The 14230-nt window shown below is 63.6% G+C and carries 14 protein-coding genes and 1 riboswitch; of the genes, 8 read left to right on the forward strand and 6 right to left on the reverse strand.

Annotated elements, in window-relative coordinates; genetic code table 11:
• Positions 1-81: 81 nt before the first annotated feature.
• From SH412_RS19215 to SH412_RS19225, 3 genes are all read left to right on the forward strand, one after another.
• Complete coding sequence (locus SH412_RS19215; RefSeq protein ID WP_336519631.1) at positions 82-714, forward strand: NYN domain-containing protein; 633 nt, start codon at positions 82-84, stop codon at positions 712-714.
• A 97-nt stretch (positions 715-811) separates the two neighbouring features.
• Positions 812-1021 carry a hypothetical protein gene (locus SH412_RS19220; protein WP_336519632.1) on the forward strand — a complete coding sequence of 70 codons (210 nt, stop codon included), beginning with the start codon at positions 812-814 and terminating at the stop codon, positions 1019-1021.
• Positions 1008-1568, forward strand: a complete 561-nt coding sequence (locus SH412_RS19225; RefSeq protein WP_336519633.1) for a hypothetical protein — start codon at positions 1008-1010, stop codon at positions 1566-1568. Before SH412_RS19220 ends, SH412_RS19225 begins: the two co-directional genes overlap by 14 nt.
• A 59-nt stretch (positions 1569-1627) precedes the next feature.
• Here SH412_RS19225 and SH412_RS19230 read toward each other — a convergent pair whose 3' ends face one another.
• The 4 genes from SH412_RS19230 to SH412_RS19245 all read right to left on the reverse strand — a co-directional run bounded on the left by SH412_RS19230 (position 1628) and on the right by SH412_RS19245 (position 5318).
• Positions 1628-2464, reverse strand: coding sequence for a thiazole synthase (locus SH412_RS19230; protein WP_336519634.1), 837 nt, complete (start codon positions 2462-2464; stop codon positions 1628-1630).
• A gap of 207 nt (positions 2465-2671) precedes the next feature.
• Positions 2672-2872, reverse strand: coding sequence for a sulfur carrier protein ThiS (thiS, locus tag SH412_RS19235; RefSeq protein WP_336519635.1), 201 nt, complete (start codon positions 2870-2872; stop codon positions 2672-2674).
• A gap of 99 nt (positions 2873-2971) precedes the next feature.
• A complete protein-coding gene (locus SH412_RS19240; protein WP_336519636.1) occupies positions 2972-4015 on the reverse strand; it encodes a DUF1559 domain-containing protein in 1044 nt (347 codons plus the stop codon).
• A gap of 253 nt (positions 4016-4268) precedes the next feature.
• Positions 4269-5318, reverse strand: coding sequence for a DUF1559 family PulG-like putative transporter (locus tag SH412_RS19245; RefSeq protein WP_336519637.1), 1050 nt, complete (start codon positions 5316-5318; stop codon positions 4269-4271).
• A gap of 347 nt (positions 5319-5665) precedes the next feature.
• Positions 5666-5864: riboswitch (cobalamin riboswitch) on the forward strand.
• A gap of 187 nt (positions 5865-6051) precedes the next feature.
• Here SH412_RS19245 and SH412_RS19250 point away from each other — a divergent pair.
• The 5 genes from SH412_RS19250 (at position 6052) to SH412_RS19270 (ending at position 9349) form a co-directional block, all read left to right on the forward strand.
• Complete coding sequence (locus SH412_RS19250; RefSeq protein ID WP_336519638.1) at positions 6052-6939, forward strand: DUF1559 family PulG-like putative transporter; 888 nt, start codon at positions 6052-6054, stop codon at positions 6937-6939.
• A gap of 49 nt (positions 6940-6988) precedes the next feature.
• A complete protein-coding gene (locus SH412_RS19255) occupies positions 6989-7321 on the forward strand; it encodes a hypothetical protein (RefSeq protein ID WP_336519639.1) in 333 nt (110 codons plus the stop codon).
• 104 nt (positions 7322-7425) lie between these two features.
• On the forward strand, positions 7426-8040 hold the full coding sequence (locus SH412_RS19260; protein WP_336519640.1) for a DUF6580 family putative transport protein: 615 nt from the start codon (positions 7426-7428) through the stop codon (positions 8038-8040).
• A gap of 32 nt (positions 8041-8072) precedes the next feature.
• On the forward strand, positions 8073-9023 hold the full coding sequence (locus SH412_RS19265; protein ID WP_336519641.1) for a cobalamin-binding protein: 951 nt from the start codon (positions 8073-8075) through the stop codon (positions 9021-9023).
• Positions 9020-9349, forward strand: a complete 330-nt coding sequence (locus SH412_RS19270; protein ID WP_336519642.1) for a rhodanese-like domain-containing protein — start codon at positions 9020-9022, stop codon at positions 9347-9349. The genes SH412_RS19265 and SH412_RS19270 overlap by 4 nt, the downstream gene beginning before the upstream one ends.
• Positions 9350-9605: 256 nt before the next feature.
• Here the strand turns inward: SH412_RS19270 and SH412_RS19275 are convergent, their stop codons facing one another.
• Both SH412_RS19275 and SH412_RS19280 read right to left on the reverse strand, forming a co-directional pair.
• Entirely contained in the window at positions 9606-11678 is a 2073-nt protein-coding gene (locus SH412_RS19275; RefSeq protein WP_336519643.1) for an FAD-dependent oxidoreductase, read from the reverse strand.
• A gap of 69 nt (positions 11679-11747) precedes the next feature.
• The gene (locus tag SH412_RS19280) at positions 11748-14150 is read right to left on the reverse strand and encodes a polymorphic toxin-type HINT domain-containing protein (protein WP_336519644.1); all 2403 of its coding nucleotides are present in this window, start codon (positions 14148-14150) and stop codon (positions 11748-11750) included.
• Positions 14151-14230: the final 80 nt, after the last annotated feature.

Here is a 14230-nt window from a genome sequence, read left to right on the forward strand (position 1 = left end):
CTTCTATCTACTCCCCGTCGGACACGCTGCAAGGCCTCCGGCGGGGTTCTGTTTTGGTGGGTTCGGCTGGGGAGGTTCCCCATGCCTGCTGAGCCCCCGGTCAAGCGCGCCATCGCCTTCTTTGACGGCCAGAACCTCTTCTACGCGGCGAAATACGCCTTCGGCTACACGTGGCCGAACTACAACCCGCGGTTGCTGGCGCAGTCCGTCTGCACAGCAAAGGGCTGGCAACTTCAGGAAACCCGGTTCTACACCGGGTTTCCAAACCCGCAAGACGATGCCTTCTGGAATCACTTCTGGACAGCGAAGCTCGCTCAGATGGGTCGGGAGGGCATTCGCACCTACTCCCGCCACCTGAAGTATCGCAACCAGACAGTGATGCTTCCCGGCGGAGGCAGTACGACGGTGCTTGTCGGGAGCGAGAAGGGGATCGACGTTCGCCTCGCACTCGATATCGTCGCCGTTGCACGCGACGGCACCTGCGACGTCGCCCTGATTTTCAGCCAGGATCAGGACCTCTCGGAAGTGGCTGACGAAGTCCGAGCCATTTCGGTGCAGCAAGCCCGCTGGATCAAGCTGGCCTGCGCGTTCCCCACGAGTCCGACCTACCCGAATACCCGGGGCATTCACAAGACCGAATGGGTGCGCCTCGATCGCGCAGCCTACGACGCCTGTCTCGACACGCGGGACTATCGGGCACGAGGGGCACCCTGAACGAGATCTGTCGCGGCTGGCCCCGGAAACGAGACTTCCAGGCGGTTCTCGCGTATCCTGAGGCAATGGCATCAGTCCGCCCGATCGCGAGGACCGCATGAACCCGCTGCAAGTCGATCACATCGAGCCGGAGATGGTCCGGATCCTGCGCGAGAAGACGCCGGCGGAGCGGCTGGCGATCGCGAACGGAATGTGGCGCTCCGCGCGGGACATGCTGCGGAACCTGCTGCGGGCGGAGCATCCGGAGTGGAGCGACGACGAGGTGGATGCGGCGGTCGCGCGGAGGCTGGCGGATGGAACCGATTGACCTGCTGCGTTTTGCGACCGAGGTTTTCGAACGCCTGGGAATCGACTATCTCGTCACCGGCTCGATGGCCACGATCGCTTATGGCGAGCCTCGCTTTACGAATGACATCGATATTGTCGTGAACCTGCCGCCTGAGTTGGCCCGCCCTCTGCACGACGCCTTTCCCGAATCCGACTACTACGTCAGCCTCCCGGCCATCGAAGACGCCATCAGTCGGCGACATCAGTTCAACATCATCCATCCGAAGTCGGGCTTGAAAATCGACGTGATCATCGCCAGCGAGTCCGAGTTTGACGCCTCGCGACTTTCACGCGGACGTTGGCTCCCCCTGCTGAGCGATCGATCGGTCTGTTTTGCGTCTCCAGAAGACGTGATCCTGAAGAAGCTCGCCTACTTTCGCGAAGGCGGCTCACCCAAGCACGTCCGCGACATCATCGGGGTCCTGTCGTTGCGAGGAAGCGAGATTGACCGCAGGTACATTGAAACGTGGGTGGCGCGTCTGGATCTGACGGTACAGTGGCAGCATGTGCTGGACTCGATGAAATAAGCCCCAGGAGCACGGCCGGGACGGCCGTGGCACACGGGGTCGCCCACTCTTCTCAACGCTCAACGGCCCGTGCCGATCACGCCCGTCTCCGGGCTGGAGGCCGTCGCGTAGAGCTTTCGCGGAATCCGGCCGGCTTTTGACGCTTCGCGGCCGGCCTGGCAGGCGAGTTTCATGGCGTGGGCCATCCGGCGGGGGTCCTGGGCGCTGGCGATTGCCGTGTTGAGCAGGACCGCGTCGCAGCCGAGCTCCATGGCGAAGGCGACGTCGCTGGCCGTCCCCACGCCGGCGTCGATGATCACCGGGTAGTCGGGGTCGTTGTCCTTGAGGTATTCCAGGCAGATGCGGATGTTGTTCGGGTTGAGGACCCCCTGCCCGCTGCCGATGGGACTGCCGGCCGGCATCACCGAGGTGGCCCCCGCTTCCTTCAGCCGCCGGGCCATGATCGGGTCGTCGGAGGTGTAGCAGAGGACCTGGAAGCCGTCCGCCACCAGATCCCGCGTCGCCTCCAGCGTCGCGACCGGGTCGGGGAGCAGCGTCTTCTTATCGGCGAGGACTTCCAGCTTCACCCAGTCGGCGCCGGGGTTTTCGAGGCCGAGGAGAATCTCCCGCCCCAGCCGGGCGACGCGGACTGCGTCTTCGGCGGTGAAGCAGCCGGCGGTGTTGGGGAGGATCGTGTAGCGGGAGAGGTCGATGAAGTCGAGAATGTTCCGGCCCGCGGCGTCGACGAGGCGTTCCCGGCGGACGGCGACCGTGATCACCTCGGCCCCGCTGACCTCCAGGCACTCCTGCATCAGCTCGAACGTGGCGTACTTGCCGGTCCCGACGATCAGGCGGGATTGAAACGTGTGCGTCCCCACGACGAGGGGGGCTTCGGCGGACGATGCAGCGGCAGTCACGGACGGTCTCCAGTCGGTCGGCGCAGGGGATTTCCCCACGCGCCTGCGGGCGGGCCAAAAGGAGATTTTAACCGCGATGACGTGGAAATGCTGCCGAACCGGCGGGAGTGGAAACGCGTGTCACGTACGACGGACATCCTTGTCCGTCGGCTCCTCATGGCAACTTCGGCCGAGCAAACGACGGACGTGGACGCCCGTCGTACGTTGTCAGCCGCCGCCGACGAGGGTGACGATTTCGACGACGTCACCGTCTTTGAGGACGATTGTGGCGTGGTTGGTGCGGGAGACGACCTGGCGGTTGAGTTCGACGGCGAGATAACGGGGATCAAGACTGCGGGTGGCCAGCAGCTCCCGGACGGTCAGGCCGTCGGGTAACTGCTGCGGTTCGCCGTTGATTGAAACGTGCACGGGGGCCAATTCCCTGACAGACGCAAGAACCGGGGGCACATCGCCCGTCTCACTGTCGCAGGCCGCCCGGCAGTCGGCAAGTCACGCACCAGCAGGGACTCAGAAGTCCTGGTTGGAAATGTTCTCCCGGCCGTTCCGTGTCGCCAGCTTGCTGAGCAAGCTTCGATCGATGCCGCGGCTTATCGTCCGGGTGCTGCCGTCGACCATTGCGAAATTCAGGGAGTCGCCGTGGTAGCTGCCGAACGAAAAACGGTGGTTGCCGTTGCCGGCGGAAACCCATTGTCCGCCGGTATAGGCGTCGCCCGAGATCGGCTCGCCCGCGGAGTTTCGATCCTGCGGGCTGGCCAGCGCGATGCAGCAACTGTCGCCGTCGGCCCAGCCCCCGAGGTAGGTCTCGCCGAGCATGATGGTCATGGTGGTGCCGTCGGTCACGTCGCTGAATCGGACTTTGCTGTCGGGATAGAGCATTCCGTTGACGCCCCCGACCAGTCCGCCGGTGGCGGAGTCGTAGACCAGCGTGCCGGCGACGCCGCGATAGGACGAGTAGCCGGGACGGTAAGACGTCGGAGGGGCGGTGTCGGGGACATTGATGATCGGCCGGGACCGCGGCAGGGCGGCGCTGGGGCACAGGTAAGCCGCGATATGGGTTTCCTGCCAGGGAATGTTCTGCGACGGCGGGAACGGCGGCGCCCCGGAGGGACAACTGGCATAGAACGTTCCCTGATCGCTGTACCACTGGGCGGTCAGCAGATCCATTTCGGGGAGGATATAGGTTGGCCAGGGGCGATTGCGGGTGAAGATCCACCAGGAAATCGTCTGGGGGGGCGCCTGTCCGGCCGCGGAATTGAAGGGCGGCGTAAAGGGTTCCGGGAACGTCGCCGTCAGCGAGATCGGGTCGCAGGGAACGGCGGGTTTGGTGTCCAGCCCCTGCGGAAAGTGCTTGTGGGCGGCTTCGAAGTTGTGCATGGCCAGCACAATCTGGTGCAGGTTATTGAGACACTGCGTCCGGCGTGCCGCTTCGCGGGCCTGCTGGACGGCCGGGAGCAGCAGCGAGACCAGGAGGGCGATGATGGCCATGACCACCAGCAGTTCGATCAGCGTAAAGGCTCGCCGAGGGGGTGCGATGGTTGGTCGGGCTCTCATGGGAGTCGCTCCAGCAGGGGAATGGGAAACCGGCAACAGCTTCCGACATGCGTATCGATCGCGGCGGCCGTCCGCCGCCAGAAACGCAAATGTCACCTGATGATCAACAACCACCACCAGAATACAAATCCACCTTCTCCATTCGCAGAGAATTCACAGCATCGCGGCCGAAATGCTGTTGAAACGAAGAACCCCGGGCGATCTGGCCCGGGGTTCTGAGACAACTGGCATTCGGTTCGACCGATCGGGGCGATCAGAAGTCCTGGTTCGAGATGTTCTCGCGATTGTTGCGGGTCATCAGGGACATGAAAACGTTCTTATCAATCCCTTTGGAAATCGTCTTCGTGCTCGCGTCGACCATCGCGAACGCAATCACGTCGCCATGCATGCTGCCGTAGGAGAACCGATGGTTGCCGTTGGCGTTTGACAGCCAGTGGCCGCCGGTCATCGGGTCTCCCTGGACGGGCTCGCCTGCCGTCTGCCGGTCGGCCGCGGTGGCGATGCCGACGCAGCAGCTTTCGGCGTCGGCCCAGAAGCCGAAGTACGAGTCTCCCATCATCACTGTCGTCGTAGTGCCGTCGGTCACGTCGCGGAACCCGACGGCGCTGTTGGCATACAGCATGCCGTTGGTTCCGCCGAGCCATTGGGAATTGGTCGAGTCCCAGACCAGCGTGCCGAAATTTCCTCGGTAGGTGGCGTAGCCCAGCGACACCTGGCCGGAGGGGAGATTCACGTAGGGGCGGGTCGGGGGCAACGAAGCGCTCGGGCAGATATATGTCGGAATCTCATTCCGGAGATACTGCACGTTCGGGGAGGCGGCGGCGTTGTTGCAGTCGACCGAAAACTTGCCGACCGGGGGGAACTGCAACTGGACCGTTCCCTGATCGAGCTGCGGCAGGAGAAAGGCATGCCACCCCCACAGATTGCTGACCTGCCACTGGGTGATCGGGGTCACCTGCTGGGGCGGATTTCCGGCCGCCTTGATCGGCGTTAGAAAGGGCTCGGGCAGGACCGCCGGCAGGTTGGTTTCACAGAGAAGCCCGGGTGAAACCAGCCCTGGCGGAAAGACGCGATGTGCGCTTTCGTAGTTGTGCATCGCCAGGACGAGGTTGTGCAGGTTGTTCAGGCACTGCGTCCGGCGTCCGGCTTCGCGGGCCTGCTGGACTGCGGGGAGCAGCAGGGCGACCAGCAGGGCAATAATCGCCATCACCACCAGCAGTTCGATCAGCGTAAAGCCCGCAGCAGAACCGGGTCGGCGCTGGTCGCCGTGGCATTGCTGGCCGACAGGGCGGGTCCGTGACATTGCAGTCATCCGCAGGATCTCCGAGGCAGGCGTTGACAGTGTTGAGAGAGAGCCCGAGCCCTCGCCGCATCGGGAAGGCTCTTCTTCCACCGCACGATGCAAGGGATCACCGTTAAACCCTATCACTGCGGACCGGGAATTGCAATTTCTGTTTGACGTCCGCGGGCGGGGCCGCGGACTGCCGCAATGAGCCAGCGTCCGATGCCGACACTCGGCGACCTTCAGAATTCACTGGCGACGCTAACTCGCGCCGCAGCAGCACGTTGCTCATCGCCAGTCGGGCCTTGCCGTTTCAATCCGTGAAAATCCTGCCAATTGCAGGCTTGCATGCGTCTCTGCAGTCGGTAGCATGGCCGCTCGACATGGGTGCTTCGCCGGACTTGTGGTCCGACGGGGAGAATAGGGAAGACGGTGCGAATCCGTCACGGTCCCGCCGCTGTATCCGGGGACGAACGCCGCAACTGCCACTGTCTCGACTGAGATGGGAAGGCGCGGCCAGTAGACCGATCCGGGAGTCAGAAGACCTGCCCAGTTGTCGTCCCTGTACGCCGACGTGTCTTTCGTGGGAAGCAACGTGGCTCATGCGGCCTGCCGTTCGGGCATCCGTCCGTGGGTGCGTCCCTGCGGCAGTTTCGTCTGACGAGATCCCGTCGGGACTCTCGCAGCGCCGCTGATTCCAGAATGCGTCCCCGCGATCGTTGCGTCGGCAGGTTTCGTGACACGAGGTCCTGTCATGTTCCGCCGTCCCGCTTCGGCGCCATTGCGCGCCCCTCGCTCTGCTTTTACGCTGATTGAGCTGCTGGTGGTGATTGCGATCATCGCCATCCTGATCGCCCTGCTGCTCCCGGCGGTGCAGCAATCGCGCGAAGCCGCCCGTCGGACGCAGTGTCGCAACAATCTGAAGCAACTCGTGCTGGCTCTCCACAACTACGCAGATACGTACGCAGAGAGCCTTGTCCCGTACATTGTCGAGGACGTCGCCCGTCTGAACTATCTGACGAACTACTCGGGCAGCGAAGGACAGGCCCAATACTGGTTCGGGCTGGTCAATCACGCGGAACCGGATAAGACCAAACAGCTTATTTTCGAGCGCGGCCCCCTCTCGCCCTACATGGAAACCAACTGGTCCTCGTTCCAGTGCCCCAATTTCGGCCCGTCCCAGATGGACGTGGTCCGCTTCGACCGCCCGGCGACTGGCTTCGCCTACAACGGTCACTATCTGGCCCGCGCTTCGGGCATCGACTATGCCCCGCCGTCCTGGGCGCCGGGTCCGTCCACGGCGCCGCTGGCCCGCAAGCTGCGCGACATCACACAGACCACGCAAACCATCGCGTTCGCCGACAGCGCCGGCGCCTATTGCGTCGACTTCGCGTGCTCGTCCAGCGAGCTTCGCGAAAACTGGCTGCTCGAACCGCCGTCGAACGATTTTCCGACGGTCCACTTCCGCCATCTCGACTCGGCGAACGTCGCCTTTCTCGACGGGCACGTCGAGTCCCGCGGACGTGGCTGGAAGCCGCCCGCCTTCGGCGACGTCGATCTCATGGAAAAGAAGCGGCTGGGCTACGTCGGCGACAATCTCACCGACCCTGCCAAGCAGGACGAATGGTACGACCGGGAATAGCCGCGAGACTCCGTTCGCCGCCGTTCTCTTCCCTGACGGAGCTTCGTCCATGCGTGCTTGTTACTGGATTGTCCTCGTCGTCAGCGCCGCCGTCGGTTGCAGCGGCGCTCCCCCTCCACCCCCGGACCCTCTCGACGGCCAAATGGTCTTTGTCGACACGCTGACCCGCAAGACGTTTTTGCGTCAGCCGACGGACGAACTACCGGCCGTTCATCCCGAGTCTGGCAAGCGGACGCTGATGCCCGGGCTCTATTGCGCGAAGTGCCAGGCCTGGTATCCGTCCCCGCCGCTCGAGGTCCGTCAGCGCGAACCGAAGTCTCTGCGGTGCCCGAAAACTGGGGAATTGATGACGCCCCACGGCCCGCCTCCGGAGAACGGATAAGCGGTCGCGGCGGCGGCCAAAGTTTCTTTTCCTGAACCGATATGGTACCACGTGACACACGCCGGTCTCGAAAGCCGGCAGTTCCCCATCGAAAGGTGACTCGAATGCAGCGGGCAAATGTCCGTTTCCTGTTGGCCCTGACGCTGTTTACGGTTGTGGTCCGGTTGATTCCGTACGGGTTGTACGCCGCGGGCGTGGATATCAACCCGGAGAGTACCTGGTATCCGTGGAACTTCATGCCGCTGATGGCGGTGACTGTATTCTGCGGGGCCTGCTCGCGCCCGCAGAGTCTCTCAACCCTCTGGGCGCCGGGCGTGCTGCTGGCGACGGACCTGGGCATCTGGGCGCTGACGGGACGCGCCGACTGGGCGTTCGGAATGCAACGGGCACCCGTCTATCTGTGCCTGTTCGCTATCGGCACGGCCAGTTTCCTGTGGGTGAGCCAGCGCCCGGGCTGGACGCGGGCCTATCCGACCGTGTTCCTGGGAGAGGTCTTCTTCTTCCTGGTCACCAACTTTGCCGTCTGGGCCGGCGCCGAGCACGTCCGCTACCCGCAGACGGCGGCCGGCCTTGCGGCGTGCTACGTTGCGGCGCTGCCGTTCTTCGGTCGCTCGCTGGCGAGTTCGGCGATCTTCACCGGACTGCTGTTCAGCCCGCTGGGGCTTCGCCAGGCGGGAGTGGTGCCCGTTGCGGAACGTCGGACTGTCGCCGCCTCCTGAGCCGATGCAACTCTGGCTCCGGAGCCTTGCCGATGACTCAACGCGTCGTTTCGCTGATCGCCAGCGCGACGGAAATCGTGGCCGCTCTGGGCTGCGCCGATCGCCTGGTCGGCCGCTCTCACGAATGCGACTATCCGCCGGAAATCCTGACGCTGCCGCCGTGCTCGTCGCCGAAGTTCGACATTCACGGCGACAGCCGGCAGATTGACGAGCGGGTGAAGGCAACGCTGACCAGCGCGGTCTCAGTCTATAACGTCGATACGGCCATGCTGGAGTCGCTGCAGCCGACGGTCATCGTCACGCAGTCCCAGTGCGAGGTTTGCGCCGTCAGCCTCAAAGATGTCGAAGCGGCCGTCTGCGAGTTAGTTTCGTCGCGCCCTGAAGTGGTGGCCCTGGAGCCGAATTCCCTGGCGGACATCTGGGCCGATATCCAGCATGTTGCTGACGCGTTGGAGATTCCGGATCGCGGTCGCGAATTGATTGCTCGATCACAGGTGCGGCTGCAGGCGATTCGTCAGCAGGCCCTGACGCGGCGGGGCAGTTTTCCGCCGGCCCGAGTGGCCTGCATCGAGTGGCAGGAGCCCCTCATGGCCGCCGGGAACTGGGTGCCGGAGCTGGTCGAACTGGTCGGCGGAGAAAATCTGTTCGGCGCAGCCGGCAAGCACTCCCCCTGGATGACCTGGGACGAGCTCGTCGCCGCCGATCCCGACGTGATTGCGATCATGCCCTGCGGCTTCGATATTCCTCGCGCCCACGACGAGATGCACTGGCTCACGAGCCGTCCGGAGTGGACGGAGCTGCGGGCTGTGCGCACGGGACGAGTCTCCCTGACCGACGGCAATCAGTACTTCAACCGCCCCGGTCCGCGTGTCGTCGAATCCGCAGAGATTCTCTGCGAGCTCCTTTACGGCGACGCCGCCAGCTACGGCCACCGCGGGACGGGGTGGATTCCTTTCGTTTCGGCCGAGGAGGCCCTCGTATGAGCGCGCTCGAAATCGACTGCCGGACGGTCAAGCAACGGCTCGATGACAAAGCGGACTTTCTGCTCCTCGACTGCCGGGAATCCACCGAGTACGCGACGGCTCGTATCGAGGGCTCGGTGCTGATCCCCATGAGCGAAATCACGGATCGCGTTCAGGAGATCGAAGCCTGGCGCAGCAAGCCGATCGTCGTCCACTGCCACCACGGCGGCCGCAGCCTGCGGGTCACCCTGTGGCTCCGCAGTCAGGGCTTCACGGACGTGCTCAACCTCACCGGCGGCATCGACGAATGGTCCCAGCAGATCGATTCGACGGTGCCGCGGTATTGACCGGCACGCTCCGAAAACGGAAAGAAAGAGTTTTACCGCGGAGGCGCGGAGGACGCGGAGAAAGGCGGGAGAAGAGTTCAACCACAGATCGCACGAATGAACGCGAATGAGTGCGAGGCATTGAAAGTGCTGACGTCGCTGGCAATGGAAACCGTTGAGCGACTTCCGCCGTCAGCGAAATCTGGAGTTTGACGATCACGTGACGCTGGAATGAGCCTTGGTGGCCGAAGACCACCAGGGCCACACGGCCTGTCGACTACTTACCTTCGACCGGCACGAACACGACGGCGTCGAGCACAACGTAGCCCGGTGCGTCATTCGAAACCGTGACGCTGGTCTGCTTCCCCGCCGGGCATGCAAACGTTCCCAGCACCGCGTAGCCGGGCGTTTTGGATGTCTCGCGCTGATTGACGAACACTGACGTTTTCTTGTCGGCGGCCTGAATCGTGACCGGCACTTTTGTCGCGCGGTTCGAATTGGCCGTGTAATAGAAGCGGATCTCGTACGTCCCCGCTTTCGGCAGCTCGGGCGTAAAAACGGCCTGCATCTGTCCCTTGGCCGCCTCGCCGTCGTGAAGATAGTCGGCCCCGACGAAGCCTCCGACGCTGGCGCTCGACGACCAGTCCCCCGTCAGCTTCGCGTCGTGCGTATCGACCACCACGCCCGGCAGCGACTTCGGATCGAGGCTCGCCGCGGCGTTCCGCTTCGGCCCCGTGTATTCCAACACTTGCCCGTCCGCCAGCAGGCGTTCCTTCAGCTTGCCGAAGTCGACATCCTGCACGGCGGCGTTGCTATCGATCGCATGCACGGCGGCGGTCGCCGCCGACTGTCCCAAGACCATGAAAACCGGCTCCATGCGAATGCTGCCGTAGGCGATGTGTGACGCCGCCAGGCAGACCGGGACCAGCAAGTTTTCGCACTCTTCCTTGCGCGGGCGGATGCTGCGATAGCTGACCGGATAGGGAGACACGCCGACCTGCACGTCTCCTTCGTTCCGGACGAATCCGTCTTTCGTGACGTAGCGCTGGCAGTTGTGGGAGTCCATGTTGTAGGCCCCCATGCCGACCGGGTCTTCCGCAGTCACTTTTCCCTGGCAGTGAGACTGCGTCATGACGTATTCGGAGATCATCCGGCGGGCTTCCCGCACGTAAAGCTGATGCGGCCAGTTCCCGTTATCGACGAATTCGTCTTTCGCCAGCCCCAGCCGCTGAAACTCCTCGCGGATTTTCTCCGGCACTCGGGGATTGTTCGCCAGCGTATACATCAGCCCCATCTGATAGCGTTTGTGATCCTCGACGATCGTCTCGCGCTTGGCATAGTCGGCCTCGGGGTAGTCGTAGTTCGCGCCGATATAGTCGGTGCTGATCGCGAAATTGTTGTTGGTGTCGGTCTTGCGGTTGGGCATCCAGACCGGATTCCACGGGCTGCGATGGTCCCCCGCCTCGAAGTTCCGCAACAGCAGCTCGTAAGTCTTGACGTCGTAGCCTTCCGGCTTCGGCCAGGCGACGCGGTTCGCGGCAACGTCGGTCGTACACATCCGATAGTTATACGCCTGCAACCGGTGATCGCCGTCGCCGTCGTTCCCCGGCGGCTCAGACTGCACCAGCGGCAGCAGCCCGCTCGCAGGATCGCCGGGCGTTACGTAAGGATCGACGTTCTTCGTGAACTGGTGCTTAGTCGCATGGGCGACCTGAATGCCGTTGATGGTTTCGCCGTAGACGCTGTTCGCCTCGCGACCGACGTGATACTTCACGCCTGCGGCGGCCATCAGATCCCCTTCGTAGGTGGCGTCGACAAACATCCGCCCGCGGAACGTCCTGCCGGACTCCATCGTAATTGAGCCGATCCGCCCCGCGACTTTCCTCACGCCGCTGCGTCGATTGAGACGTTCGCCGGTCACCACGACAACACCGTGTTCCCGAATCCAGTCGTGATAGACCTGGTCCGCCACGTGCGGCTCGAAGGTCCACATTTCCTTCTCGCCGGGCGCCTTTCGCTTTCCCTGGTATGCGTCGCGTTGTTCGTGTTTCCAGGCCGAGTCGGCGGCGTAGTAGCGACCAAGCCGCTGATAGAACTCGCGCGACAGTCCGCCGATGACGGCCTTGTTGCCGATGTCGGTCGCACCGAGGCCGCCGGAGGTCAATCCGCCCAGATGCTGAGACGGCTCGACGATCACCGTCGACTTGCCCATCTTTTTCGCCTGGACGGCGGCGGCAATTCCGCCCGACGTGCCGCCGTAGACGACGACATCGTACGTCGGTTCCTGGGCGTCGGCCGCAGAGAATCCCCCCAGGCCCAGCACCAGACCAGCCAGCCATAGTCGCAACATTGCAGACACCTCCCGGAAGAACGACGAATTCCAGGCTTCGTGATAGCTTCCGGGGCGATGGGCTGCAACTCAGTTCGCAACCTGCGCCTCGGTCGCGTTAATCAGAGCCTTGTGCAGTCCGCAGCCGGGAACAGCTTCGACGACTTCCCCGGGTTCTGCAAGCAGGCCGGGCAGGAGCACGTTTCCCGGCGCCGGCAGGCGGTTGTCGTGGACGAGCCAGCCGGCCTGGCCGACAAAGTACGTATGGAAGTCATCGACCACCAGGTTATAGGCTGGAGCGTCTCCCGCGGGAGCAACCAGATCCAGCGGAAACGACCCACCCATCTGGTGCAGCGGAATGCCCGGCGAAACCTGCTTCGCCATGATCCAGCCGGCGCCCGTCCGCCAGAATCGATGGCCCAGCGTCGTCGTCACCGAATCGCCCCCCGCCGTCAGCGTCAGCACCGGACTCGGCGGTCGGATCGTCGTGAATGTGACGATTTTGTACGCCAGTTCGCCCGTGTCGGGATCCTGCGACAGGACCTCGTCGCCGGCATGAATCTGCTCCACGGGAACAAGGCCCTGGCGGGTCCAGACCGGCGTTCCGGCGATGAAGCAACTGGGGATGGCCGAACGGACTTCGCAAGCCCGGACTCCCCAGACGCTGCGGCGCGTCAGGCGCACTCCACGGCGCGAAGACTGCATCAGCGAATTACATTCTCGCCACCAGTCCCACCATGAAGCCACTTTGCGTCCCGGATTCTGACCGGTCACCGCTTCGAGCGCTTCGAACGAGCGCAGATTCACCTGCTCGCGCAGCAGATTCACGCTGTCGACGAGGGCTCGTGCCGCCGTTTCCCGGGCCGCCAGACTTTCGGCCGCGTGCGACTCCGCTTCGAGGCGGAGATTCGCGTTGATGGACGGCAGCATCCGCTGCAGGATCTGCAGATCCTGTTCGTTGTTCTTGCCGTCATGATTGAGGTCGATCTTGTGGGCTCGAATGCGATAGACATGCCCGCGCACCGGCCGAATCTGGATGGATTGCACATCCTGATGAATGATGTCGTGATCAACCCGGCGATCTCGGAAGGCGATCTGGTCGGCTGCCTGGTAAACTGATCCGGCGTCACGTTCGGTGCGCTGGATCTGAATCTGCAGAGGCAGATGTAGCAGCGGGAGCAGCATCCCCGCGGCGCCGACAGAGTCTCGTTCTTTCAGCGACGCCAGAGCCCTGTTGCGGACGTCTGCCGACATGGCAAAGATCGACACGTCTGCCAGAGCACGGCTCGCGGCTGGCTCCGGAACGCGCTCGATCAGTTCGATCACGGTCGCGGCAAATCGGGGTTCTCCGGACTGCACGGCGGCCTGGGCGAGAATCGGCCCCGCAGCGGCAGTCGCATCGGGTCCGGATTCGTCAACAAATGTCGAAAGTTCCGCGGAATTGTTGCTCTGCACAAGCTTCTGAAGGCGAGCGAGGTGAGACTTCCAGCGAGTCGTCGTCAGACTCGCCTCTTTTTCTTCCTGGCGGCGCTGAAGGACCTCATCGCGAGTCCACAGCAGTCCGTCCTCCCGCACCAGATCGAGAGACTTGATCGCCTCTTTGTTCGACGCATTGGCTTCCAGGACGCGACTCCAGTGAAATCGAGACTGGGCATCCAGGTGATTCCGCCGGCACCAGCGCGCGAGCGCTGCGTCGACTTTCGGGGACAGGATCGGCTCGCGAAACGTCTCCCAGACCTCAGCGAGAGTGGAGGCGATCGCAGCATCCAGCCAGCCCACGTCCGTAGAAAACGGTTCTGACCAGTCGGCAAGTTCTCCAGCATGCACCTGCCATGCGGCGCCGGAGCGAATCACCAGGACACGATCATCGCCAAACGTGACTCCGCCCCAGGCGATCAGCCCGGTCGGCCCATCGGCATCTTCGACGTGAATGGCCAGCGTGTTGTCACCCGATTTCAGCAGGCCGGCAACCGAGTGAACTCCAACTTGTCCGGGCGCCGGGCTGGTCTTCAGACGGTTCCCGTTGACGGCGAGCGACAGCGGGCGAAGCGCGACCACGCGGATTTCGGCGGCATGAGGCTTGCCGGTCAGCGCAATCCGCAGGCGAAAGGTTCTCGGTCCGGGGCCGTTTCCGGAAGACCAGATAACCTCTGGCGTGCTGACATATTCATCACGAATCTGACTGTAAGCCTGCCAGACCTGGCCTGGAATCGCAGTCATCTCCCGCGCGGACTGCCACGTCGCCTGACCGGGCAGACGCACTTTCCCCAGTTGCCACTGGGCGGGTCCGTACTCCGGGTCCAGCGCAGCGGCGCCTTCCAGCCTTTGCCGCCGAAGCTGGTTGTCCCCCGCCAGTTCGGCCCTGAGCGCCTGTCGGACCAGTTCATACGCTGATTCCGCCGACGGCTCCGCCGCCGTACTCGGCGAGACCATCGGCAGCAGGCTGCAGAACCAGCCCGCCAGGAGCCCTCGCGCCGCCACAGAGAATGTCATGATGCCTCTCCGTCAGAAGTGTGCGCACCTTGATGACGGTCCGGCGGCGCGCGAATGCGACCAAGAGAGTCCGCCAGACA

Source organism: Planctellipticum variicoloris (assembly GCF_030622045.1).
In the GTDB taxonomy this organism is placed as follows: domain Bacteria; phylum Planctomycetota; class Planctomycetia; order Planctomycetales; family Planctomycetaceae; genus Planctellipticum; species Planctellipticum variicoloris.